Below are 22,807 nucleotides of genomic sequence, written 5' to 3' on the forward strand. Positions count from 1 at the left end.
CGTCAGGTGGGTGGCTTCTTCTGAGCGCCAGGATCGCCACGTCACCCGGCGGGACGAGATGATCAACTCGCGGGCTCCACCTTGCTGCTTCTCCGTAGGTCCGTAATTATGGAGTTATGGAAGAGCGGAGCCTGGAAGAACGTGTCGCGGCGCTGGAGGAGCGGGTCGCCGCCCTGACCGCACGGCCGGAAGAGATCGTCGCGCCCAACCGGCACGAGCAGACCTTCTGGGCGCTGGAGGGCCTCCGGGCGCAGATCGGAGACCTCGAGGGCGGGGCGGTGCTCTACACCGGCATCGTCGAGCTGTCGCCGACCGAACACTACGAGTGGCAGATGGGCCTGCCCGTGCAGGGCCTGCTGGAGGACGACTGGTCCGGCCCGGCCACCACGCTCGCCGCTCTGGGCCATCCGGTGCGGCTGATGCTGCTCAAGCGGGTGCTCCAGGGGGTCCGCAACCCGGCCGACCTGGCCGAGCAGGAAGGGCTGGGCACGACCGGGCAGATCTACCACCACCTGCGGCAACTGGTCAGCGCCGGGTGGCTGCGTGCGTCGGCGCGTGGGGTCTACGAGGTCCCGGGCGAGCGGGTGATCCCGCTGCTGGCGCTGGTCATGGGAGCCAAGCGGTGAGGCGGGTCGACCGCGGTGATCGTGCGCTGGTGCTCGCTGCCGACGGTGGGCCGCGGCAAGCCGCAATGGCGCCGGCTTCAGTCGGGGCTGTCCGCCGCGATCTGCGTGGCCGTGCTCGCCTTCCTGGTGTGAGAGATCTGATGGGTACGCGCTTCCAGCGCCGTGACGACCGCGGCCATGTCGTCCGGGCCGTGGCCCAGCGCCACCGCCTCACCGAACAGCTGCTCACACGCGTCGAGCAGCGGTGACGCGATCCCGGCGCGACGGGCGGCGTCGGCCACCAGCTCGCTGTTGTAGTGCACGTCCCGGATCGCGGCCTGCACCCCGAACTCCCGGTCGCGCAGCTTCACCGTCTTGATCCGGGAGATGTCGCTGGCCATCTGGCCGGCGTTCAGCACCGCGGTCAGCCGCTCCAGGTCGAGGCCGCCGCGCTCGGCGAAGTGGTACGCCTCGGCCAGCCCGGTCACCAGGTTGATCAGGTAGAGGTTGACCGCCAGCTTCATCAGCAGACCCTGCGGGACCGGGCCGCATTCCACGGCCTCACGGACCATCGGCGCGATCAGGGGCCGCACCACCGCCACGTCGTCCGGCGCCCCGGCGAGCATCGCGACCAGTTGCCCCGCCTCGGCCGGTTTGCGTGAGCCGGAGACCGGCGCCTCGACGTAGCGGCCACCGGCGGCGATCACGTCCTCGCCGAGGCCGGCCGAGTATTCCGGCGCGGTCGTGCCCATGTGGACCACGATGCGGCCCTTCAGCGCGGCGAAGTCGTCGGTGCCGCGGCCGAGCACGGCATCGATGGCCTCGCCGTTGGCCAGCATGAGCAGGACGACGTCGGCGCGGGCGATCACCTCGGCGGCCGAGGGCGCCATCAGGGCGGCCAACTCGTCGTCGGCCGGCGGGCGGCGGCTCCACACGACCAGGGGAGTGCCGGCGCGGGCCAGGTTGAGAGCCATCGGCACGCCCATCACGCCGAGCCCCAGAAATCCAACGATCATGGCCGAGACGATATGCGTCGTGGCCGGCGGAGGTCGCGAGCCAATCCAGCGATCGCGGATGCGGAAAAAAGAGTTGATCTTGGCCTTCCGCCGCCGCCCCCGCCCCGGAACTGGGTGGGTGGAAAGTAGGGCATGGGTACGACAGGTTTGGGTGGCTGTCCACAGGTCGGTCAGCCGACGCGGCGGACGATGGCCAGCAAGGACGCCTCGACGTCGTCGATCGGGCGCTCGGGGGAGAAGACCAGCCAGTCGACGGCCACGACCAGGCCCACGCCGAACAGGGCCGAGGACGCTACCCGGACGTCGAGGTCGGCGGGCAGGTCGCCGGAGTCGACGCCGGCCTGGACGGTCTCGGCGATCACGCCGATCGCCTGTTCGCGGAGCAGGATCAGGGTCTGCTGCCACTCGCGGTTGGTGCGCCACATCTCGGAGAGCAGCAGCTGGGCGAAGGCCCGGTAGCGGCGGATGTAGTCGAGCTGGGCGTGCACCAGCGCCGCCACCGCCTCGCGGGCGGGCTTGCCGGCCACGGCCGCGCGGAACTCGTCGGTCAGCAGGCCGATCCCGTGCCGGAGGAGTTCCTCGAAGAGGGCGGTCTTGGAGGCGAAGTTGTAGTAGACGGTGCCCTTGGCGACCTTGGCCCGCAGCGCGATGTCGTCGACCGTGGTGGCCGAGAAGCCCTGCTCGGCGATCAGCTCCACGGCCGCCTCGAAGAGCTTCTGCCGGGTGTCGGTACGCCGTTTAGTGCGCCCGTCGACCGTCACGTCGTCCCCTCAGATCACCAGCGAAGGATGCAGCGCGGACGGGGTCAGCCGCCGGCCGCGGTGGGCCACCAGCACGGTCAGGATCAGGGCGCCCGCGCCGTAGCCCAGCAACGCCAGCGCGCCGGTCATCACGGTACCGGCCGCGCCGCCGTCGATGGCGTGGCGCAGCGCGCTCACCGCGTACGTCATCGGCAGCAGCGGGTGGACCGCCTGGAAGAACCACGGCGTGGTCTGCACCGGATAGGTGCCGCCGGAGGACGTGAGCTGGAGCATCAGCAGGACCAGGGCGACGATCCGGCCGGCCGGGCCGAGCGCGGCGCCGAGCAGCTGCGTGATCGCGGCGAACACGGCGGCGGCCAGCATCAGCAGCCCCCACATCGCCCACGGGTGCACCGGGTTCAGGCCCAGCCCCAGGCAGACCACCCCGAACAGGAGGGTGGCCTGCGCGAAGCCGATCGCCACGGCGGGCAGGAGGCCGGCCAGCACGATGCGCGGGGTGGGCGCGCGCGAGGCGACGTGCCGGCGGTTCAGCGGCTTCAGCACCATGAAGGTGATCATCGCGCCGACCCAGAGGGCCAGGGCCAGGAAGTACGGTGCGAAGCCGACGCCGTAGGTGGCCGCCGGATGACGGGTGACGCGATCGAGCGCGACCGGGTCGCCGAGCACCTCCGAGCGTTCGGCGGCGTCGTCGTAGCCGGGAATCTGCTTGGCGCCGTCGGTCAGGCCGGTGGCCAGCCGTGCGGCGCCACCCTCCAGGTCGCCCAGCCCGGCGGCGAGCTTGCGACCGCCCTGGTCGAGCGTGGTCAGGCCGTCGTCGAGCTGCCGGGCGCCGGTGGCCAGGCGGTAGATGCCGCCGCTGAGCCGGTGTGCGCCGACGGCGGCACTGGTCGCGCCGGCATCGACCCGGTCGGCGCCGGCGGCGAGGTCGGACAGGCCGTCGGCCAGGGCGTCCACCCGGGTCCGCGCGGCCGCCACGTCGTCGGCCAGATGCGGCGCCGCCGCGGCCACCCGGTCGGCGGTGGCGGCCAGGGCCCGCAACCGCTTCTGGAGCTGGGCCAGGTCGGCGTTCTGCGACCGGAGCTCCTTCGCGGTGGCCACGAGCTGGCGTGCGGTCGCCCGGGCGTCGTCGATGCCCTCGGTCGTGTCGGGCAGGCCGTCCAGGTAGTCGCTCAGCGTCTCGGCGTCGTCCTCGGCCTTCCGCAGCCCGGCGTCGAGGGCGCCGAGGTTGTCGGCCAGCGCGTCGGCGCCGGCGGCGACCTGCCGGGCGGCCGTCTGGATCAGGGCGGTGTTGTCCCGCAGCACCGGCCCGATGCGGTCGGCGGCGTCGTCGACCGCGGTCTTCAGCTGCTGCCCGCCGTTCGCGGCCCGTGCGGTGCCGTCAGCGAGTTGCCGGGTGCCGGCCTTGAGCTGGTCCAAGCCCGCGGCCAGGTCGCTCGCGCCCTTCCGCGCCGTGCCGAGCCCGCGGTCGAGCTGCCCGGCGCCGTCGGCCGCGGTGCCCAGACCGTCGGCCAGCCGGTCGGCGCCGGCCGACGCGTCGTGGGCGCCGTCGCGCAGCTGCCCGGCGCCGTCGGCGGCCTGCTCGGTCTGCTGCTTGAGGTCGGTGAAGCCGACCAGCATCCGGTCGAAGTAGCCGGCCGACGCCGAGGCGGCCGCGGCCGCGCGCACCTCGCTGAACGCGGTGCGGGAGAAGACGCCGGACAGGTAGTTGGTCGCGTCGTCGGTCACCACGTGCAGCTGCGCGGCGGTGGGCTCGGCGTCCTGGTCGGGGCCGGTGACCAGGTCGGCCGAGAAGTCGGCCGGAATGCGCAGAGCGATGTGGTACTCGCCGTCGTTCAGGCCCCGCTCGGCGCCGCGCTCGTCGGTCACGTGCCAGTCGAAGATCTGCCGCCGCTCGAGTTCGGCGGCGAGGTCCCGGCCCGCGTGCACGCTCGTGCCGTCGGTCGCCGTCGCGGGACGGTCCTCGACGACCAGGGCGGCCGGGATGTGGTTGAGCCGGCCGTACGGGTCCCAGAACGCGTAGAGGTACAGCGCCCCGTAGAGCAGCGGGATCACGGCGAGCACGACGATGGCGGCGGCGGTGAGCCGGCCGCGGAAGAAGCGTCGCAGCTCCAGGCCGGCCAGGGTGAGCGCGCTCATGCCGGGATTCCGAGCTCGATCACGCGGGTGGCGGCGTGCGGATGGGTGCGGGCGGTGATGATCACGGCGAGGCCTTCGGCGGTGAGGTCGGTGAGGGTCTGCAGCAGGTCGGCCCGCTCGGCGTCGTCGAGGCCGAGGTCCCAGTCGTCGAGCGCGACGACCGCCGGGTTCTCGACCAGGGCAAGAACCAGACCCAGGAGCTGTTTCTGGTACGGGCTGAGCTCGCGACCGCGGAGCCCGGGTGGGAGGCCGAGAAGCGGGACGGCTTCAAGGTCGGTGTTGCCTATAGGTGCGCAGAGCGGCTCTGCGCACCTATAGGCGACACCCCTGCGCCGGGGCCGGCCCAGCAGGGCGAGGCGCTCGCGGACGTGCTCGGCGACGGTCGCGGTCGGCTCGGGATCGGTGACCCCGGCGACGTGACCGAGAGACACGCCGCGCCGCGTCGGTGGCGGAGGCGGCGCGGCCTCGTCGATCGGCTCGGCCTTGTCGATCGGCTCGGTCTCGTCGGTGGCGGGGGTTTCGCGGGCTGACGGAGGCGTACCCGGCGGGGTGTGGATCTTGCCTTCGGTGAGCCTGAAGCGACCGGCCAGGGCGAGGAGCGCGGTGGTGCGGCCGCTGCCGGGCGGGCCGGTGAGCGCGACCAGGTCGCCCGGCTCGACCACCGCGTCGAGGCCGCGGACGACCCAGCGGCGGTGATGGCGGACGCCGGCACCCTCGGCGACGAGCACTGACATGACGGGCTCCTAATTGCACTGACTGGTCAGTACAAAAACCTACCCGCATCGCGGCCCGGGCTCCCAGTGAAGAACTTCACAGCTCCGGCGAAGGGCCACGCCTAGGATCAGCGCCATGGCCAAGCGCTGGGGTATGACCGTTCCGCTCGGCGGGATCCCGCTGTCCGAGCACGCCGAGGTGTTCAAGGCCCTGGTCGACGCCGGGTTCACCGACGCGTGGACGTCCGAGGTGGCCGGCTCCGACGCGTTCACGCCGCTCACGCTGGCCGCGGCCTGGGCGCCGACGCTGCGGCTGGGCACGGCGATCGCGCCGGTCTTCACCCGGGGGCCGGGGCTGCTGGCGATGACCGCGGCCGCGCTCGCCGAGACCGCGCCGGGGCGCTTCCAGCTCGGCATCGGCGCGTCGTCGCCGATCGTGGTCGGCGACTGGAACTCCGTACCCTTCACCAAGCCGGTCGCCCGGAGCCGCGACATGCTGGGCTTCCTGCGTCCGGCGCTGGCCGGGGAGATGGTCGACCGCGAGTTCGAGACCTTCGCGGTACGCCGATTCCGGCTCGAGCGTCCACCGGCGACCCCGCCGCAGGTGTTGCTGGCGGCGCTGCGCCCGGGCATGCTCCGGCTGGCCGCGGCCGAGGCGGACGGCGTGATCATGAACTGGCTGGCGGCCACCGACGTGCCGACCGCGCTGGCCGAGACCAAGGGCGCCGCCGCGGCCGACTTCGACGTGGTGGCGCGGATCTTCGTCTGCCCGACGGCCGACCGCGCCTATGCGCGCAACGTGGGGCGGCGCATGATCACGTCCTATCTGAACGTGCCGGCGTACGCCGAGTTCCAGAAGTGGCTCGGGCGCGGGCCGGCCCTGGCGGGCATGTGGACGGCGTGGCGGGCCGGGGACCGCAAGGGCGCGCTGGCGGCGATCCCGGACCAGGTGGTCGACGACCTGATCGTGCACGGGTCGCCGGCCGAGTGCCGGGACAAGATCCAGGCCTACGCCGACCACGGCATCCGCGTGCCGGTGCAGGCCCTGATCGCGACGCCCGAGTGGGAGTCCGGTGACACCGCCGCCAAGCTCGCCCTGGTCACCGCCCTTGGGGCCTGACCTCGACGACCGGTCTCAGCGGAAGTGCTCGCGCCCGGCCAGGACCGCGTCCAGCCAGCGCTCGTACCAGGACAGGAAGTCCGGGTCGCCGGTGAAGGTCGGCCCGGTCTCGTCGTTGTTGCCGACGACGCGGCCGCGGGCCGGCCCGCTGACCACGAGCAGCGACATGAAGCCGCATCCTTCGTCGCTCAGGGCGAGCGTGCCGCGGAAGGGTTCCTGATAGATGTCGTCCACGTCCCAGTCGTCGGGCACGTGGCCCGGTTCGACCGGGAAGGGCCGGGCCAGCAGGAAGGCATCGGACAGGTTGAGGTAGCCGTGGAACCAGTCGTCGAGGGGGTGCAGCCCGTAGTAGGGCCCGGCGCCACCATATGGTCCCGGGCCGCCGTGACCGATGGTCGTGATGAAGGCGCGATAGTCGGCCGGTAGCTCGACGCCGCCGTGGCCCCGCTCGAACTCGGCGACCGCGTCGTCGCTCAGCGGCGGGCCCAGCCGGAAACCGTGACTGCTCGCCCCGAACATCACCGGCTCACCGGGCTGGGCGGCCGCGTCACGCAGCTTGGCGGCCACCCGCGCGAGCCGCTCCGGCAGTTCGTCCATCACCCCAGTCAACCAGCAGCGGTCACGCCCGCCGAGGGGCGTGACCGCAACCGGCCGTCGCCGGGGCGGCGGTCAGTTGATCAGGGAGCGGCTGCGCCACGCGGTGGCGAACGAGGTGCGGCCGTTCGTGCGCAGCAGGGAGCCCTCGTAGAGCCGGGCGCCGATGCCGAGCGTGGCCAGCGCGGTGAGCGCCAGAAGGGCCAGGGAGACGAAGGGTTCCCAGGCCGCCAGGTCGCCGGTGAAGGCCCGGACCGGCATGGCCAGCGGGGCGCTCAACGGGATGTAGGACAGCACCTTCATCGCCAGGGCGTTGTCGGACAGGAAGATGGTCAGGAAGAACGGGATCATCACGATCATCTGCAGCGGTGCCGAGACGCCGGCCAGATCCTCCTGACGGGCGGCCAGGGCGCCGGCGCCGGCCCACAGGGTGGCCAGCATGATGAAGCCCACGATGAAGAACGGCAGGAACCAGCCGATCGCCGGCGCGATCAGCGACACGATGGTCGTGTCCACCCCGGCGAGCTGCATGCCGGCGAAGGCGACCAGGGTGATCAGGGCGATCTGACCGAACGCGAGCAGGCTCATCGCGGCCACCTTGCCGGCCAGCATGGCCCGCGCCGGGATGCTGGCGACCAGGATCTCGACGATGCGGGTGGCCTTCTCCTCGGTGACGCTCTGCGCGATCTGCAGGCCGAAGGTCAGCGACGTGGTGAAGAAGATGAAGGCCAGGACGAACGGGACCAGGAACTCCACCGCCGGGTCGCGGTCGCTCGGCTCCAGCAGCTCGACCGGCGGCGCCTCGCTCAGCGCCTTCACCACCGGGCTGGGCGCCTCGTCCAGGGCGATCACCTTCGGGCCGCCGACCACGGCCGCGTCGGCGTCGCCGTCCCGCACCATCCGGGTCGCCTCGGCGTCCGACGACGCCGGCAGCACGGTCAGACCGGCCCGGCTCAGCGCCTCGGACGACGCCGTGGCGCTGGTCGAGACGGCCACGTTCTGCGGGTCGTCGTCCAGCAGGATCGGCAGGGTCACCGAGCCGATCGCGATCAGCAGGAAGAAGACCGTACTGAAGAGGAAGGTCTTGTCGCGCAGTTTGACCTTGATCTCGCGCGCGGCCACCAGGCGCGCCGCCTCGAACGTGGTCACGAGGTCACCACCTCTCGGAAGATCTCGGCCAGCGACGGCCGCACCGGACCGAAGCTGCGGACCGGGCCGCGGGCCACGGCGGCCCGAAGCACCTCCTGGTCGTCATGGGCGCCGTCCAGGTCGAACACGGCGCTCGGGCCGTCCAGGCTGACCAGCGTCACGCCGGGCTGGTCGCGCAGCCAGCCGGCGTCGGCGGCCACCTCGATGGCGAAGCGGGGGAGGGCGTACGACGAACGCAGCTCGGCCCGGCTGCCGGCGGCCCGGATCACCCCGTCGGCGATGATCACCAGGTCGTCGCAGAGGCGTTCGACCAGTTCCAGCTGATGGCTGGAGAACAGCACCGGAGCGCCCGCGCCGGCCCGCTCGCGGAGCACGCCGACGACGGTCTCGACGGCGATCGGATCCAGCCCGCTGAACGGCTCGTCGAGCACCAGCACCTCGGGGTCGTGCACCAGCGCGGCGGCGATCTGCACCCGCTGCTGGTTGCCCAGCGACAGCTTCTCCACCTGGTCGCCGCCACGGTCGGTGAGCTGGAGGCGCTCCAGCAGGGCGGCCGTGCGCCGGCGGGCGTCCTCGCGGCTCAGGCCGTGCAACTGTCCGAGGTAGACGATCTGGTCGGTGACGGTCATCTTCGGGTAGAGGCCGCGTTCCTCCGGCATGTAGCCGAACCGCTGCCGGGTGGGCCGGTCCAGCGGCGCGCCGCGCCAGGAGACGGCGCCCTGGTCGGCGGCGAGCACGCCCAGGATGATCCGCATCGTGGTGGTCTTGCCGGCCCCGTTGGCGCCCACGAAACCGGTCAGCCGGCCCGCGGTCACCCCGAAAGTGACGTCCTTGAGCACCTGTCGATCGCCGAAGCTACGGCTCACGGCGTCGACGGTCAGAACATCGGTCATGCTGGTCAACGCTAGTGAAGAGGGGTGGGCGGCGCGTCCGGCGGCAGGACGACGGCCGGGGTCATCCGCGCGGAGGACCCGGATGGACCACCCCCAGTTCGTAGGCGAAGACGACCGCCTGGGTCCGGTCGCGGGCGCCGAGCTTCATCAGCACCCGGCTGACGTGGGTCTTCACCGTGGTCTCGCCGAGGTGCAGGGCGGCCGCGATCTCGGCGTTGGTCGCGCCGCCGGCCAGGTGCACCAGCACCTCGTGCTCGCGCGGGGTCAGGTCGGTCAGCCGGCGGCCGGGCGCGGGACCGGACGGCCGGGCGAACTCGGCGATGACCCGCCGGGTGATCTCGGGCGCGAGCAGGGCGTCGCCGCGGGCCACCACCCGGACCGCCTCGGTCAGCGCCTCGGGCGTGCCGTTCTTCAGCAGGAACCCGGACGCCCCGGCCTGCAGCGCCTCGAACAGGTACTCGTCCCGGTCGAAGGTGGTCAGGATCAGCACCCGCGGCCCGTCCCGCGTGGTGATCCGGCGGGTCGCGGCCAGCCCGTCGGTGCCGGGCATCTCGACGTCCATCAGCACCACGTCCGGCCGCAGCGAGCCGGCCAGGTCGATCGCCTGCGCGCCGTCCGAGGCCTCGCCGATCACCTCGATGTCGTCCTCGAGGTCGAGGATCACCCGGAAGCCGGTGCGGACCATCTGGTGGTCGTCCGCGAGCAGGACCCGGATCACGCGTGGGCCGCCGGCTCGGCGGAACGCTGCGCGGGGATCGAGGGCAGTTCCAGAGGCAGGCGTACGCGAACCCGGTAGCCCCCGTCGGCCCGCGGCCCGGCCTCGATCGACCCGTCGTGCACGGCCACCCGTTCGCGCATGCCGATCAGGCCCATGCCGCCGGTCGCCGGCACCGCGGACCCCCGGCCGTCGTCGGCCACGTCGACCTCCAGTTCCCGGGACAGATAGCGGATGCGTACGTCCACCGTGGACGCGTGCGCGTGTTTGAGCACGTTGGTCAGCGCCTCCTGGACGATCCGGTAGGCCGCCTGCGTCACCGAGTCGGGCAGCGGCACCGGCTCACCGTACGTGGTCAGCTCCGCGGTGAGCCCCGCCTCGCGTACCCGGACCAGAAGTTCCTCGACCCGGTCCAGCCCGGCGGCGGTGAACGGCGTCTCCTCCGGCGCGGTGTCGCCCGCGCGCAGCGCGCCGAGCATCCGCCGCAACTCGGCCACGGCGGTGCGGGCGCTCTCTTCCACCGCGGTCAGCGCGGCCCGGGTCTTGCCGGCATCCTTGTCCAGCGCCTTGCGGGCGGCCGACGCCTGGATGCCCATCACCGACACGTGGTGGGCGACCACGTCGTGCAGTTCCCGCGCGATGCGCACCCGCTCGCCGAGGACGGCCCGCTCCTCGGCCTTCTCCTGGGCGGTCCGCAGCTGCTCGGCCTGCTCCTCGAGCTGGTGCTGGCGGCGGGCGGCCAGCCAGGTGCCCTCGCCGGCGAGGTACGCCCCGGCGAAGATCCCGACGTTGACCAGGAGCAGGTTGACCAGCGTGGCGAAGGTCGGGGTGAACGGGCCGCGGCCGTCGGTCACCCGGTCGAGCATGTCCAGCGAGAGCAGCCAGGAGACCAGGACCCAGCCGAGCATCCCGGTGATCACGATGATCCGGGTCCAGCGGGCGACCTGGCGATCGCGGCCCCAGGCGCCGAGCGCGTACATCGACGCGAACAGGACGCCACCGGCGAACTGGGTCTCCTGGGCGCCGCGGATCTGGCCGGCCAGGAAGAGCAGGGACACCACGATGAACACGGCCGTGGGGTGGGCCCGTCGCCAGACCAGCGGCACCGAGATGGCCACCGCCCAGGCGTAGTGCTCGGGCGCGCCGGGCTGGAAGTGCCAGATGAACATGCCCGCGCTGCGCGCCATGGCCACGTTGAGCACCGCGCCGGCCGTGACGCCCAGCGCGATCCACAGATCGATGCGGCGTTGCCGCGGGGTGGGTCCGGGGCGCTGCCATTCGTCGGGCATGCGCTGGAAACTACCCGGCCTGGTCGTACTCGTGGGGGGTCTGCGGCTGGTGGGTGTGGGTGGGGACGTCGGCGTCGTCGTCGGGGGTGAGAATGCCGCCGAGGTCGACGATCTGCCGGTGAGCGGCGGCGAGCCGGTCCTCGAGCGTGACGATCCGGCAGGCCGGCGTGAGCTGTACGCCCTCGTCGAGCAGTTGCCGTACGCGTGCGGCCAGCGTCAGCTGGTGCCGGGAGTAGCGGCGGTGGCCGCCGTCCGAGCGTTCGGGCTCGATCAGCCCGGCCGCACCGAGGCTGCGCAGGAAGGCGGGGGTCACCCCGATCATCTCGGCCGCGCGGCCCATGGTGTACGCGGGGTAGTCCGCGTCGTCGAAGCTGCTGCTCATGCGCCTTTCCGGGGGATCGAGGGGTTATCCGCACACTCCAGGGCCCCGGCGGGTAACCGGGGCCCTGGATTTTCAGTTCTGTGGCCGTCTCACCGCACGCGTGCCGCTAGCGGTGGGCCGGAGTGAAGGGCATCGGCTGCGATCACCTCTTGTCGGGTCGGGGACGTGGCGAGTTCCGCTTCCACTTCGCTGTGGTATCTCGTCCTCCTTCTCCAACTCCAGCGTCTTGCCTGTTGCGAGTCGGTTCGTGCGTTACCGACTCCACTGATGTTAGGCCGGTCACAAACAGATTTCTAGTGTCTCCGCTGTAGATTTTCTCCAGCAGCGCGGGAGCGGGCGTGACCGATAACGGCGATGCCGTCGTGAGAGAGGTGACCGCGCTCCCGCGCCGCCGCGGGAAGGTGTTCGTGGGGCCTGCCGAGGGCCCGCGCCGGAAGTCGGCGTCAGAACACCGGCAGGGCCGCATCCGTAAGGATCGCGTCTATCTGAGGCCCTGACATGGCAACGAGTCTGCCGTCAGCCGAACGGCCGGGCAACGCAATTAACCCGGCGCATTGACGCTGGTAACACCACGGGGAGATCATCACGGCACGGCCGTGGCTTGCGTCACAGTCGACCCCCTGGCTGAGGGAGACACATGAGTACGCAACAAGTCCCCAGCACCGACGAAGAACGCCTCGCCCAGCTCGGCTACCAGCAGGAACTGCATCGCCGGCTGTCCGGATTCTCGAACTTCGCGGTTTCCTTCTCGATCATCAGCATCCTGGCCGGCGCGATCACGTCGTACGGCATAGCCATGAACGCCGGCGGTCCGCTCGCGATCACGCTCGGCTGGCTCTTCGTCGGCGTCATGGTCACCTTCGTGGCGCTGGCCATGGCCGAGGTCTGTTCCGCCTACCCGACCGCGGGCGCGCTCTACTGGTGGGCGGCCGCGCTGGCCAAACGCAACAAGGCCGCCTGGGCCTGGTTCATCGGCTGGTTCAACTTCCTCGGCGAGGTCGCGGTCACCGCGGCCATCGACTTCGGCGCCGCGATCACCACGTCGGCCTTCCTGAGCCTGACCTTCGACATGGAGGTCACCAAGCTCCGGACCTTCCTGATCTTCCTCGTCATCATCATCGTGCACGGGCTGCTGAACACCTTCGGCGTCAACCTGGTGCGGTTGCTGTCCGACGTCAGCGCCTGGTGGCACCTGGTCGGCGTGGCGGTCATCGTCATCGTGCTGGCCGTGGTGCCCGACCAGCACAAGCCGATCTCCGAGGTGTTCTTCGAGGTCAAGAACGAGACCGGGTTCACCTTCGGCGGCGCGGCGGTCTACGCGGTGCTGGTCGGTCTGCTGATGGCCCAGTACACGTACACCGGCTACGACGCCTCGGCCCACGTGGCCGAGGAGACCCACGACGCGGCCCGGGCCGCGCCGCGCGGCATCGTGATGTCCGTGGTGGTCTCGGTGATCGCCGGCTTCTTCCTGCTCACCGCGATCACCTGGGCCATCCAGGACTACGACGCGGAGCGGACCACCGAGCTCGCCCTGCCGCCCGCGCAGATCTTCATCGACGCGGCCGGCCACAACCTCGGCACCTTCCTGCTCTTCATCTGCATGGTAGCGCAGTGGTTCTGCGGGATGGCCTCGGTCACGGCGAACTCCCGGATGTCGTACGCGTTCGCCCGCGACGGCGCGCTGCCCGGCTCGCGGCTGTGGAAGCAGGTCAACCCGCGCACCGGCACGCCGACGAACTCGATCTGGCTGTGCGTGACCCTGTCCACGCTCCTGGTGGTGCCGTCGCTGGTGAACACCACGGCGTACGCGGCGGCCACCTCGATCGCGGTGATCGGCCTCTACGTCGCCTACGTGGGACCGGTGTTCCTGCGCCGCATGCTCGGCGCCGAGTTCCAGGTCGGGCCCTGGAATCTCGGGAAGTGGAGCGCGCCGATCGGCTGGATCGCCATCGTGTGGGTAGGAATCATCTGCGTCCTCTTCATCCTGCCGGTGGCCGGGCCGATCACCGCGAGCAACTTCAACTACACGATCTTCGCGGTGGCGGTGGTGCTGGCCTTCGCGACGATCTGGTGGTTCGCGAGCGCCCGCAAGTGGTTCACCGGCCCCAAGCAGAACGTGATCGAGAAGGCCGCGCACGGCGAACAGACCATGCCGACCGCCGAGTAAACAGGGGGACGACCGAAGATGAACCTCGAGGACCTGGATGTTGCCGTGGACAACGGCAGCGTCGACACGGTGCTGCTCGCCCTGACCGACATGCAGGGCCGGTTGCAGGGCAAGCGCCTGCACGGCCGCTACTTCATGGACGAGGTGGTACAGGGCGGCAGTGAGGGCTGCAACTACCTGCTCGCGGTGGACGTGGACATGAACACCGTCGACGGGTACGCGATGTCGTCGTGGAACAGCGGATACGGCGACTTCGTGATGAAACCGGACTTCAGCACGCTGCGTCCGGTCCCGTGGCAGCCCGGCACCGCGATGGTCCTCGCCGACCTCGAGACCACGAGCGGCGAAGCGGTCTACGCGTCACCCCGTCAGATCCTGCGCCGCCAGCTCGACCGGCTGGCGGCGCACGGCCTGACCGCGTACGCGGGGACCGAGCTGGAATTTGTGCTCTACAAGGACTCCTACGAGCAGGCGTCGGACAAGAACTACCGCGACCTGATCCCGGCGAACCAGTACAACGTCGACTACTCGTTGCTGGGCACCGCGCGGGTCGAGCCGCTGCTGCGCCGGATCCGCAACGAGATGTACGGCGCCGGCCTGCTCCCGGAGAGCGCCAAGGGCGAGTGCAACTTCGGGCAGCACGAGATCGCCTTCCGCTACGACGAGGCGCTCAAGGCCGCCGACAACCACGTCATCTACAAGAACGGGGCCAAGGAGATCGCCGCCCAGGAGGGCATGGCGCTCACCTTCATGGCCAAGCCGAACGCCCGCGAGGGCAACTCCTGCCACATCCACTTCTCGCTGCGTGGCGAGGACGGGAGGTCGGCGATGCTCGGCGACGGGCCGGCCCACCTGAGCGTGACCGGGCAGCGGGTGCTGGCCGGTCTGCTCGCCACGATGCGCGAGTTCAGCCTGCTCTTCGCGCCGAACATCAACTCCTACAAGCGCTACGCGCCCGGGTCGTTCGCGCCCACGGCGCTGCGCTGGGGCGTGGACAACCGCACCTGCTCGCTGCGGATCGCCGGGCACGGTCAGGGGATGCGGGTGGAGAACCGGGTGCCGGGCGGCGACGTCAACCCCTACCTGGCGATCGCGGCGCTGGTCGCGGGGGCGCTGCACGGCATCGAGAACGACCTTCCGCTGGAGGACGAGTTCGTCGGGAACGCGTACGACGACGCGACCGCGGGACGGGTGCCGGCGACGCTGCGCGAGGCCGCCCTGCTGTGGTCGGCCGGCAGTGTGTCCGAGGCCGCATTCGGTGCTGACGTGCGCGATCACTATGCCAACATGGCGTCGGTCGAACTGGCCGCATTCGACGCCGCGGTGACCGATTGGGAGCTGCGGCGCGGCTTCGAAAGGCTCTGACTTGACCGACGTGATCAACCCCTCGACCGGGGCGGTGCTCACCTCCGTACCCGGCCTGGGTGTGGAAGAGACCGACGCGGCGATCGAGCGTGCCCAAAAGGCCTTTGTCTCCTGGCGCAAGGTCGCCCCCGGCGACCGGGCCCGGTTGTTGCGCCGCTTCGCCGCGGTGGTCGACCAGCACATCGACGAGCTGGCCGATCTGGAGGTACGTAACTCCGGGCACACCATCGGGAACGCGAAGTGGGAGGCCGGCAACGTTCGGGACGTGCTCGACTACTACGCGGGCGCGCCCGAGCGGCTGTCCGGCCGGCAGATCCCGGTGGCCGGCGGCCTGGATGTGACGTTCCACGAGCCGCTGGGCGTGGTCGGCGTGATCGTGCCGTGGAACTTCCCGATGCCGATCGCCGGCTGGGGTTTCGTGCCCGCGCTGGCGGCCGGCAACACCGTGGTGCTCAAGCCGGCCGAACTGACCCCGCTGACCGCGCTGCGGCTCGGCGAGCTGGCCCTGGAGGCCGGCCTGCCGGAGGGCGTGTTCACCGTCGTCACTGGCCGGGGCAGCACGGTCGGCCAGCGGTTCGTCACCCACCCGGCGGTCCGCAAGGTGTGCTTCACCGGCTCCACCGAGGTCGGCAAGGCGATCATGGCGGGCGCCGCCGACCAGGTGAAACGGGTGACGCTCGAGCTCGGCGGCAAGAGCGCCAACATCGTCTTCGCCGACGCCGACCTGGAGAAGGCGGCCGCGTCCACGCCGGCGAGCGTGTTCGACAACGCCGGCCAGGACTGCTGCGCCCGCTCGCGGCTGCTCATCCAGGAGTCGGTGTACGACAAGTTCCTCGCCCTGCTGGAACCGGCCGTGCGGGCGTTCCGGGTCGAAGACCCGGCGTTGCCCAGCGCCGAGATGGGACCGCTGATCTCGGCCACCCAGCGGCGCTCGGTGTCGACCTACGTCGACGACGCCGACGTGGCGTTCCGGGGCAGCTCGCCGGACGGCCCCGGCTGGTGGTTCGCGCCGACCGTGCTGCTCGCCCGCTCGACCGCCGACCGGCACTGGCGCGAGGAGGTGTTCGGCCCGGTGCTGTCGGTGCTGCCGTTCCGCGACGAGGAAGACGCGGTCCGGCTGGCCAACGACACCGAGTACGGCCTGTCCGGCAGCCTCTGGACCCGCGACGTCGGCCGGGCCCTGCGGGTGTCCCGGGCGGTGGAGACCGGCGCGCTGAGCGTCAACTCGCACTCGTCGGTGCGCTACTGGACGCCGTTCGGCGGCATGAAGCAGTCCGGCCTCGGCCGCGAGCTCGGCCCGGACGCGCTGCTCTCGTTCACCGACGTCAAGAACGTGTTCATCGCTACGGAGGACTGATTTGGAACGACTTCAGGACCGGGTCGCCGTGATCACCGGCGCCGGCAGCGGCATCGGGCTGGCCACGGCACGGCGCTTCGCTCTTGAAAAGGCGAAGGTCATCTGCGCGGACATCTCGGTTGCCGCGGGAGAAAAGGCGGCCGAGGAGGTAGGCGGCGAGTTCGTCCAGGTCGACGTGGCCGACGAGGAGTCCGTTCGCGCGCTGATGGACGGCACGGCCGAGCGGCACGGGCGGCTGGACATCGTCTTCAACAACGCCGGCATCTCGCCGCCGGACGACGACTCGATCCTGGAGACCGGGCTGGACGCCTGGGAACGGGTGCTCAAGGTCAACACCACGTCGGTGTTCTTCGGGTGCAAGTTCGCCATCCCGCACATGCGGCGGCAGGGCAAGGGCTCGATCATCAACACCGCCTCGTTCGTGGCGCTGCTGGGCGCGGCGACGTCGCAGATCGCGTACACCGCCAGCAAGGGTGGCGTGCTGGCGATGACCCGGGAGCTGGGCGTGCAGTTCGCCCGCGAGGGGATCCGGGTGAACGCGCTGTGCCCCGGCCCGGTGGCCACGCCGCTGCTGATGGAGCTGTTCGCCAAGGATCCGGAGCGGGCCGCCCGCCGGCTGGTGCACGTCCCGATGGGCCGGTTCGCCGAGCCCGCCGAGATCGCCGCCGCGGTCGCCTTCCTGGCCAGCGACGACGCCAGCTTCATGACGGCCAACCAGTTCGTGGTGGACGGCGGCATCACCGGGGCGTACGTGACGCCTCTGTAGCAAGTCGGGTGTTTAACACCTGTGAACCCTGGGCAGAGTTTGTGCACGTCCGATGTAATGGATGCAGGGGTCACATCCCCGCTCGTGTGTGCCCAGAGGCGCCGCGTGGGCGGGCCGATGGGCCCGGTGCGCGGCGCCCTCCGGATTCCGGGGAGGCGCCGCGTTCCGTTTTTCCTCCCCGCGTGGCACTTGATCGGTAACGAGTGATCCGTAACGTGGGGGTTATGCGCCGCCCGATCATCGGCATCACCACCTATGTCGAACCCGCCGCCTGGGGCGTGTGGCAAGACCTGCCCACGACGCTGCTGCCGCACGCCTACGTGGAGGCGGTCACCCTGGCGGGTGGACGGGCCGTGCTGTTGCCGCCGGACGACGCGGACGTCGACTTTCTGCGTACGCTGGATGGGTTGGTGCTCTCCGGCGGAGCCGACCTCGACCCGGCGCTCTACGGCGCCGAGGCCGAACCGCTCACCGTCGCCCGCACCGACCGGGACGCGGCAGAGTTGCCGCTCACCCGCGCCGCCCTCGAGGCCGACCTGCCGATCCTCGGCGTGTGCCGGGGCATGCAGGTGCTCGTGGTGGCCGCCGGCGGGACGCTTCATCAACACCTGCCCGACGTGCTCGGCCACGAGAAACACCGGCCGGCGCCGGCCGTCTACGGCACCCACGCCGTGACGCTCACCGCCGGCAGCCGGATCGCCGGCCTGATGGGCGACGACCTCGAGATCGACTGCTATCACCACCAGGGCGTGGCCGATCCCGGATCGCTGCTGGTCACCGGCCGGGCCGAGGACGGTCTGCCCGAGGCGGTCGAAGACCCGGCCCGCCGGTTCGTGCTCGGCGTCCAGTGGCATCCCGAAGTACACCGGGACAAGCGGCTGTTCGGCGCCCTGGTCGACGCGGCCCGCCCCTGAGGAATGCGAAGGAGGAACATGGTCAGGCCCCTGATCGGACTCACCGCGTACGCACAGCAGGTGAAGTACGGCAACAACGATCTGCAGGCCGGGATGCTCCCGATGACCTACGTCAAGGCGGTGCACGCCACCGGCGGCCGCGCCGTGCTGATCACCCCGGACGACCCCGGCACCGACGTGCTCGACTCGCTGGACGGCATCATGTTCTCCGGCGGCGGCGACATCGACCCGGTCCACTGGAACGAGGAACTGCACCCGGCCGCCGACATCGACGAGGCCCGGGACACCTCCGAGCTGATGCTGATGAAGGCCGCGCTCGACCGTGACCTGCCGATCCTCGGCGTGTGCCGCGGCCTCCAGGTGATGGCCGTGGCCTCGGGCGGCTCCCTGCACCAACACCTGCCCGACGTGATCGGCCACGACCGCCACCGCGCCTCCCCGGGCACCGACCCGCTGGCCGCCGACGCGTCCGCCTACGGCCGGCACGACGTCGTGACCAAGCCCGGCTCCCAGGCCGCGGCCCTGCTCGGCGAGCGTCTCACCGTGAACTCGTTCCACCACCAGGGCATCAACGACCCCGGCACGTTCACCCCGACCGGCTGGTGCCCGGACGACCAGGTGATCGAGATCATCGAGGACCCGGACCGGTACTTCGCGCTGGGCGTGCAGTGGCACCCGGAGCGCACCGGCGACCTCCGCGTCTTCGCCGCGCTGGCCGAGGCCGCGTCCCGCCGGTACCGCGCCGGGCGGCCAGTGCTCGCCGCCTGACGGTCGCCGACCGGTCGGTCGCGCCTCGCGGTGTTACCGTGCAAACCCTGGTCGGGAGCTAGTTTCGGGAGGTGGGTGTGACCTCGGACGACCATCTGCCGCAGCGGCTGCGGACGGCGTTCGAGCGGGGCGGCGAGATGGGCCGCCGGATGCGCGAGCTCGACTGGACCAGCACCCCGCTCGGCCCGCCGCAGGACTGGCCCGAGGAACTGCAGACCGCGGTGGTGGCGATGCTCGCCTCCCGGGCCCAGATCGTCATCTTCCACGGGCCGGAGTACTGCGCGCTCTACAACGACGCCTACATCGTCACGATGGGCGTGAAGCACCCCGGCTACCTGGGCCGGCCCGGCCGCGAGATGTGGGCCGAGGCGTGGGAGGTGCTGCAGCGGCTGTTCGACGGGGTGGTGCGCTCCGACGCGGCCTTCTGGGCGAGCGACCACCCGTTCCTGCTCGATCGGTACGGCTTCCTCGAGGAGACGTACTTCGACATCTCGTCCGACCCGATCCGGGCCGCCGACGGCACGGTCACCGGGGTCAACTGCATCGTCACCGACACCACGTCCCGGGTGCTCGGCGAGCGGCGGGTCCGCACCCTCAGCGCGCTCGGCCGCCGGCTGGCCGACCAGGTCGACCAGGCCGGGCTGGGCGCGCGGGTGGCCGAGGTGCTGGGCGAGAACCGGGGCGACATCCCGTTCGCGGCGCTCTGGCTGGACGACCCCGAGACCGGCGGCGAGCTCACCCTGGCCGGGTCCAGCGGCGCGGCGCCGGCCCCGCTGACCCGGATGACCCCGGCCGACCGGGCCACCGTGGCCGCGGTGCTGCGGACCGGCCGGCCTAACCGGGTGCCGACCCGCGCGGTGTGCGACCCGCCGCCGCACGCCGCCACGGACAGTTCGCTGGTGGTGCCGATCGGGGTCGGCACCGGCCACGCCGGCGTGCTGGTCATCGGGCTCAGCCGGCACCTGTCCATGGACCGCGACTACAGCGACTTCCTCGACCTGGCCGGCGCCCAGATCTCCCAGGCCGTGTCGGCCCACCGGACCTACGAGCTGCAACGCCGCCGGACCGCCGAGCTGACCGCGCTGGACACCGCGAAGACCAACTTCTTCGCCAACGTCAGCCACGAGTTCCGTACCCCGCTGACCCTGATCCTCGGCCCGCTGGAAGACCTGCTCGGCGAACGCCTCGAGCCCGACCTCGCCGACCGCCTGCGGCTCATGCACCGCAACGGGTTGCGCCTGCTCAAGCTGGTCAACACGGTGCTCGACTTCTCCCGGCTGGAGTCCGGGCGGATCCGCGCGGCCTACCGCCCGACCGATCTGGCCACCTACACCGCCCGGCTGGCCGGCACGTTCCGTTCGGCCACCGAGCGCGCCGGGCTGCGGCTGACCGTCGAGACGCCGCCGCTGGCCGCGCCGGTGCACGTCGACCGCGAGATGTGGGAGAAGATCGTCTTCAACCTGCTCTCCAACGCGGTCAAGTTCACCCGCGAGGGGGGCGTCACGGTTCGCCTGACGGCCGACGGCGACGAGGCGGTGCTGACCGTCGAGGACACCGGCGTCGGCGTCCCGCCCGAGGAGCAGTCGCTGCTGTTCGACCGGTTCCACCGCGTCTCCAGCACCTGGTCGCGCAGCCACGAGGGCACCGGCATCGGGCTGGCGCTCGTGCGTGAGCTGGCCGAGCTGCACGGCGGCGGGGTGGGCGCGGCCAGCGAGGTCGGGGTCGGCAGCCGGTTCACCGTCCGCGTCCCGTTCGGCACCGCCCACCTGCCGGCCGACCGCCTGGTCGCCGACCCGCGCCACCTCGCCGACGAGGTCGACCCCCGGCTCTACCTCGGCGAGACCCAGAGCTGGTCGGCCGAGCCACAGCCGGCCCCGGCCGAGAGCGCGCCGGGCGGGCGGATCCTGCTCGCCGACGACAACGCCGACCTGCGCGAACACGTCACCCGGCTGCTGCGCGGGCACTTCCGGGTGACCGCGGTGGCCGACGGGCAGGCCGCCCTGGAGACCGCGCTGCGCGAGCCGGTCGACCTGGTCCTGACCGACATGATGATGCCGCGGCTGGACGGCTTCGGGCTGATCCGCGCGCTGCGCGCCGACGAACGGACCCGGGACGTGCCGATCGTGGTGCTGTCGGCCCGGGCCGGCGAGGAGGCCTCGGTCGAGGGGCTCACCGTCGGCGCGGACGACTACCTGGTCAAGCCGTTCTCGGCCCGCGACCTGATCGCCCGGGTGCGGGCCAACCTCGGCCTGGGCCAGGTGCGCCGGCAGATCATCAGCCGGTTGCGCGGGCTGGTCGACGCGGCGGCGGCGGTCAACACGGTACGCACGACGGCCGAGGTGCTCGACGTCGCGGCCCGGCACGTGCGGGCGATGACCTCGGCCGGCCGCGTGGTGGTCACCGCGGCCGGGGCCCGGGCCGAGGTGGACGGTGGCGCCGCCCCCGACGCGACCCCGGTGTCCGTGGTGCCGCTGCTGGACACGGCCGGGGTGGAACACGGCGAGCTGAGCGTCTGGGAGGGCTCCGACGGGGTGCCCGACTCGGGCGTGATCACCCAGCTCGCCCGGCTGATCGGCCTCCGGCTGGAGAACGCCCGGCTCTACGAGGCCGAGCACCGGATCGCCAGCACGCTGCAGCACAGCCTGCTGCCGGCCTACCTGCCGCGGATGCCCGGCGCCATCGTGGCCGTCCGCTACCTGCCCGGCAGCACCGAGGCCGAGGTCGGCGGCGACTGGTACGACGTGATCAGCGCCCCCGGCGAGAAACTGTTCCTGGTCATCGGCGACGTGGTGGGCAAGGGCGTGCAGGCCGCCGCCGGGATGGGCCAGCTGCGCAACGCGCTCCGGGCGTACATCCTGGAGGGTTTCGGGTGTGGTGAGAGCCTGAGCCGCCTCAACCGGCTGGTCGACAACCTGGGCCGGCGGCAGTTCGCCACCGTGGTGTGCGTCTGCTTCGACCCGCGCACCCGGACGCTCACCTACTCGTCGGCCGGCCATCCGTCGCCGGTGCTGTTCGACCTCTCCCAGGAGGAGGGCACCTTCCTCTACTCCTCGGCGATGGGCCCGCCGATCGGGGCGCTGAGCGACATCACCTATCCGACCCAGACGGTGGAGCTGGAGGCCGGGACGCGGCTGCTGCTCTACACCGACGGGCTGGTCGAGGACCGCCGCCGGGGCATCGACACCGGGCTGGCCGAGCTGACCAGCGACGTCGCCAAGCCCGTCGAGCACATCGAGGACCTGCTCGACGCGCTGCTGGCCAAGGCGTCCCAGCAGAACCGGCGGGACGACATCGCGCTGCTCGCGCTCCAGGTCACCGAGCCGCGCGAGTTCGTGCTGCGGCTGCCCGCCGACCCGACCCGGCTGAGCGTGCTGCGCCGCCGGCTGGACGACTTCCTCACCGCCCACGAGGTGCCCGAGGCCGACGTGTTCGACCTCACCGTGGCGGTGTCCGAGGCGGCGGCCAACGCGATCGAGCACCCGATCGACCCGGTCGAGCCGTTCATCACGATCGAGGCGTCGCTGGACCGCGAGGCGGTGACGGTGACCGTCCGCGACACCGGGACCTGGCGGCCGTCCGCCGGGCCCGGCTTCCGCGGCCGGGGGCTGGCGCTGATCGGCGCACTGTCCGAGATGGCGCTGGCCCGCTCCGAGTCGGGCACCTCGGTGACGTTGCGCCGGCCGCTCACGCGGGACGTGCCACCCATGGCTGAGCCGCCAGACCGCTGATGTCGAGCACCCGGTAGACCTGGCCCGACGGGATCACGTGCAGCGAGCCCGGGAAGCGCTCGTTCAGGCGGATCAGGGCGTGCAGCGCGGCCGAGTCGAAGAAGGTGACCGCGGTCAGGTCGAGGGTCGCTCCGCGTACGCCCTGCGGGGTCGCCGCCCGGAACATCGCTTCCGCGGTCGACATGTCCACCTCGCCGGTCACCGTCACGGTGACCCGGTCGTCGTGCACCGCACCGACGGCCGAGAAGGAGCCGATCCCGTCTTGATCCACGAAAAGCACGATGACACAGGGGCCTAGGGGCGGCAACAACCGGTTGTGCCACCCGAGGCTTCGCCGGGCGGCTCCGGCACGGCGATAAACTCGGTGCC

At 71.6% G+C, this 22,807-nt stretch carries 20 protein-coding genes; 9 read left to right on the forward strand and 11 right to left on the reverse strand.

Annotated elements, in window-relative coordinates; genetic code table 11:
- The first annotated feature begins 116 nt into the window (after positions 1–116).
- Entirely contained in the window at positions 117–626 is a 510-nt protein-coding gene (locus tag AB0M54_RS32850) for an ArsR family transcriptional regulator (RefSeq protein WP_364315428.1), read from the forward strand.
- 77 nt (positions 627–703) lie between these two features.
- On the opposite strand, the gene AB0M54_RS32855 is transcribed toward AB0M54_RS32850, so the two are convergent.
- The 4 genes from AB0M54_RS32855 to AB0M54_RS32870 form a co-directional block, all read right to left on the reverse strand.
- Positions 704–1,621: an NAD(P)-dependent oxidoreductase gene (locus AB0M54_RS32855; protein ID WP_364315430.1), complete on the reverse strand. Its 918-nt coding sequence runs from the start codon at positions 1,619–1,621 to the stop codon at positions 704–706.
- A 170-nt stretch (positions 1,622–1,791) separates the two neighbouring features.
- On the reverse strand, positions 1,792–2,382 hold the full coding sequence (locus AB0M54_RS32860; protein ID WP_364475615.1) for a TetR family transcriptional regulator: 591 nt from the start codon (positions 2,380–2,382) through the stop codon (positions 1,792–1,794).
- Between the two features lie 9 nt (positions 2,383–2,391).
- Positions 2,392–4,518, reverse strand: a complete 2,127-nt coding sequence (locus tag AB0M54_RS32865) for a YhgE/Pip domain-containing protein (RefSeq protein ID WP_364475617.1) — start codon at positions 4,516–4,518, stop codon at positions 2,392–2,394.
- Positions 4,515–5,252, reverse strand: a complete 738-nt coding sequence (locus AB0M54_RS32870; RefSeq protein WP_364475619.1) for an ATP-binding cassette domain-containing protein — start codon at positions 5,250–5,252, stop codon at positions 4,515–4,517. The genes AB0M54_RS32865 and AB0M54_RS32870 overlap by 4 nt, the downstream gene beginning before the upstream one ends.
- 133 nt (positions 5,253–5,385) lie before the next feature.
- Here AB0M54_RS32870 and AB0M54_RS32875 point away from each other — a divergent pair, with 133 nt between their 5' ends.
- Positions 5,386–6,351, forward strand: coding sequence for an LLM class F420-dependent oxidoreductase (locus AB0M54_RS32875; RefSeq protein ID WP_364475678.1), 966 nt, complete (start codon positions 5,386–5,388; stop codon positions 6,349–6,351).
- Positions 6,352–6,366: 15 nt separating this feature from the next.
- On the opposite strand, the gene AB0M54_RS32880 is transcribed toward AB0M54_RS32875, so the two are convergent.
- The 6 genes from AB0M54_RS32880 to AB0M54_RS32905 all read right to left on the reverse strand — a co-directional run bounded on the left by AB0M54_RS32880 (position 6,367) and on the right by AB0M54_RS32905 (position 11,373).
- A complete protein-coding gene (locus AB0M54_RS32880) occupies positions 6,367–6,948 on the reverse strand; it encodes an SMI1/KNR4 family protein (RefSeq protein WP_364315439.1) in 582 nt (193 codons plus the stop codon).
- 72 nt (positions 6,949–7,020) lie between these two features.
- Positions 7,021–8,094: an ABC transporter permease gene (locus AB0M54_RS32885; protein ID WP_364315442.1), complete on the reverse strand. Its 1,074-nt coding sequence runs from the start codon at positions 8,092–8,094 to the stop codon at positions 7,021–7,023.
- On the reverse strand, positions 8,091–8,987 hold the full coding sequence (locus AB0M54_RS32890) for an ATP-binding cassette domain-containing protein (RefSeq protein WP_364315445.1): 897 nt from the start codon (positions 8,985–8,987) through the stop codon (positions 8,091–8,093). The genes AB0M54_RS32885 and AB0M54_RS32890 overlap by 4 nt, the downstream gene beginning before the upstream one ends.
- A gap of 61 nt (positions 8,988–9,048) precedes the next feature.
- Complete coding sequence (locus tag AB0M54_RS32895) at positions 9,049–9,705, reverse strand: response regulator transcription factor (RefSeq protein WP_364315447.1); 657 nt, start codon at positions 9,703–9,705, stop codon at positions 9,049–9,051.
- On the reverse strand, positions 9,702–10,991 hold the full coding sequence (locus AB0M54_RS32900) for a sensor histidine kinase (RefSeq protein WP_364475621.1): 1,290 nt from the start codon (positions 10,989–10,991) through the stop codon (positions 9,702–9,704). The genes AB0M54_RS32895 and AB0M54_RS32900 overlap by 4 nt, the downstream gene beginning before the upstream one ends.
- Positions 10,992–11,001: 10 nt before the next feature.
- Complete coding sequence (locus AB0M54_RS32905; RefSeq protein WP_364475623.1) at positions 11,002–11,373, reverse strand: MerR family transcriptional regulator; 372 nt, start codon at positions 11,371–11,373, stop codon at positions 11,002–11,004.
- Between the two features lie 637 nt (positions 11,374–12,010).
- Between AB0M54_RS32905 and AB0M54_RS32910 the strand changes: the two genes are divergently transcribed.
- From AB0M54_RS32910 to AB0M54_RS32940, 7 genes are all read left to right on the forward strand, one after another.
- Positions 12,011–13,540: an amino acid permease gene (locus tag AB0M54_RS32910; protein ID WP_364475625.1), complete on the forward strand. Its 1,530-nt coding sequence runs from the start codon at positions 12,011–12,013 to the stop codon at positions 13,538–13,540.
- A gap of 18 nt (positions 13,541–13,558) precedes the next feature.
- Positions 13,559–14,905, forward strand: a complete 1,347-nt coding sequence (locus AB0M54_RS32915; RefSeq protein WP_364315456.1) for a glutamine synthetase family protein — start codon at positions 13,559–13,561, stop codon at positions 14,903–14,905.
- 1 nt (position 14,906) lies between these two features.
- The gene (locus AB0M54_RS32920) at positions 14,907–16,262 is read left to right on the forward strand and encodes an aldehyde dehydrogenase family protein (RefSeq protein ID WP_364315459.1); all 1,356 of its coding nucleotides are present in this window, start codon (positions 14,907–14,909) and stop codon (positions 16,260–16,262) included.
- A 1-nt stretch (position 16,263) separates the two neighbouring features.
- Entirely contained in the window at positions 16,264–17,028 is a 765-nt protein-coding gene (locus tag AB0M54_RS32925) for a 3-oxoacyl-ACP reductase (protein WP_364475627.1), read from the forward strand.
- Positions 17,029–17,252: 224 nt separating this feature from the next.
- On the forward strand, positions 17,253–17,942 hold the full coding sequence (locus tag AB0M54_RS32930) for a gamma-glutamyl-gamma-aminobutyrate hydrolase family protein (RefSeq protein ID WP_364315465.1): 690 nt from the start codon (positions 17,253–17,255) through the stop codon (positions 17,940–17,942).
- 18 nt (positions 17,943–17,960) lie between these two features.
- Positions 17,961–18,710 (forward strand): gamma-glutamyl-gamma-aminobutyrate hydrolase family protein, encoded by a 750-nt coding sequence (locus AB0M54_RS32935; protein ID WP_364475628.1) that lies wholly within the window; start codon positions 17,961–17,963, stop codon positions 18,708–18,710.
- Between the two features lie 71 nt (positions 18,711–18,781).
- Positions 18,782–22,438: a SpoIIE family protein phosphatase gene (locus AB0M54_RS32940; RefSeq protein WP_364475630.1), complete on the forward strand. Its 3,657-nt coding sequence runs from the start codon at positions 18,782–18,784 to the stop codon at positions 22,436–22,438.
- Here AB0M54_RS32940 and AB0M54_RS32945 read toward each other — a convergent pair.
- On the reverse strand, positions 22,395–22,709 hold the full coding sequence (locus AB0M54_RS32945) for an STAS domain-containing protein (RefSeq protein ID WP_364315472.1): 315 nt from the start codon (positions 22,707–22,709) through the stop codon (positions 22,395–22,397). The two genes, AB0M54_RS32940 and AB0M54_RS32945, sit on opposite strands and share 44 nt — an antisense overlap.
- Positions 22,710–22,807 lie beyond the last annotated feature (98 nt).

The organism is Actinoplanes sp. NPDC051470 (assembly GCF_040682035.1).
GTDB lineage: Bacteria > Actinomycetota > Actinomycetes > Mycobacteriales > Micromonosporaceae > Actinoplanes.

Excerpts from the sequence above, each read along its gene's own strand:
- AB0M54_RS32865 (WP_364475617.1), bottom strand. The coding sequence starts at position 4,518 with ATGAGCGCGCTCACCCTGGCCGGCCTGGAGCTGCGACGCTTCTTCCGC.
- AB0M54_RS32900 (WP_364475621.1), bottom strand. The coding sequence starts at position 10,991 with ATGCCCGACGAATGGCAGCGCCCCGGACCCACCCCGCGGCAACGCCGC.
- AB0M54_RS32850 (WP_364315428.1), top strand. The coding sequence starts at position 117 with ATGGAAGAGCGGAGCCTGGAAGAACGTGTCGCGGCGCTGGAGGAGCGG.
- AB0M54_RS32910 (WP_364475625.1), top strand. The coding sequence starts at position 12,011 with ATGAGTACGCAACAAGTCCCCAGCACCGACGAAGAACGCCTCGCCCAG.
- AB0M54_RS32905 (WP_364475623.1), bottom strand. The coding sequence starts at position 11,373 with ATGAGCAGCAGCTTCGACGACGCGGACTACCCCGCGTACACCATGGGC.
- AB0M54_RS32875 (WP_364475678.1), top strand. The coding sequence starts at position 5,386 with ATGACCGTTCCGCTCGGCGGGATCCCGCTGTCCGAGCACGCCGAGGTG.
- AB0M54_RS32930 (WP_364315465.1), top strand. The coding sequence starts at position 17,253 with ATGCGCCGCCCGATCATCGGCATCACCACCTATGTCGAACCCGCCGCC.
- AB0M54_RS32880 (WP_364315439.1), bottom strand. The coding sequence starts at position 6,948 with ATGGACGAACTGCCGGAGCGGCTCGCGCGGGTGGCCGCCAAGCTGCGT.
- AB0M54_RS32890 (WP_364315445.1), bottom strand. The coding sequence starts at position 8,987 with ATGACCGATGTTCTGACCGTCGACGCCGTGAGCCGTAGCTTCGGCGAT.
- AB0M54_RS32855 (WP_364315430.1), bottom strand. The coding sequence starts at position 1,621 with ATGATCGTTGGATTTCTGGGGCTCGGCGTGATGGGCGTGCCGATGGCT.
- AB0M54_RS32935 (WP_364475628.1), top strand. The coding sequence starts at position 17,961 with ATGGTCAGGCCCCTGATCGGACTCACCGCGTACGCACAGCAGGTGAAG.
- AB0M54_RS32870 (WP_364475619.1), bottom strand. The coding sequence starts at position 5,252 with ATGTCAGTGCTCGTCGCCGAGGGTGCCGGCGTCCGCCATCACCGCCGC.
- AB0M54_RS32915 (WP_364315456.1), top strand. The coding sequence starts at position 13,559 with ATGAACCTCGAGGACCTGGATGTTGCCGTGGACAACGGCAGCGTCGAC.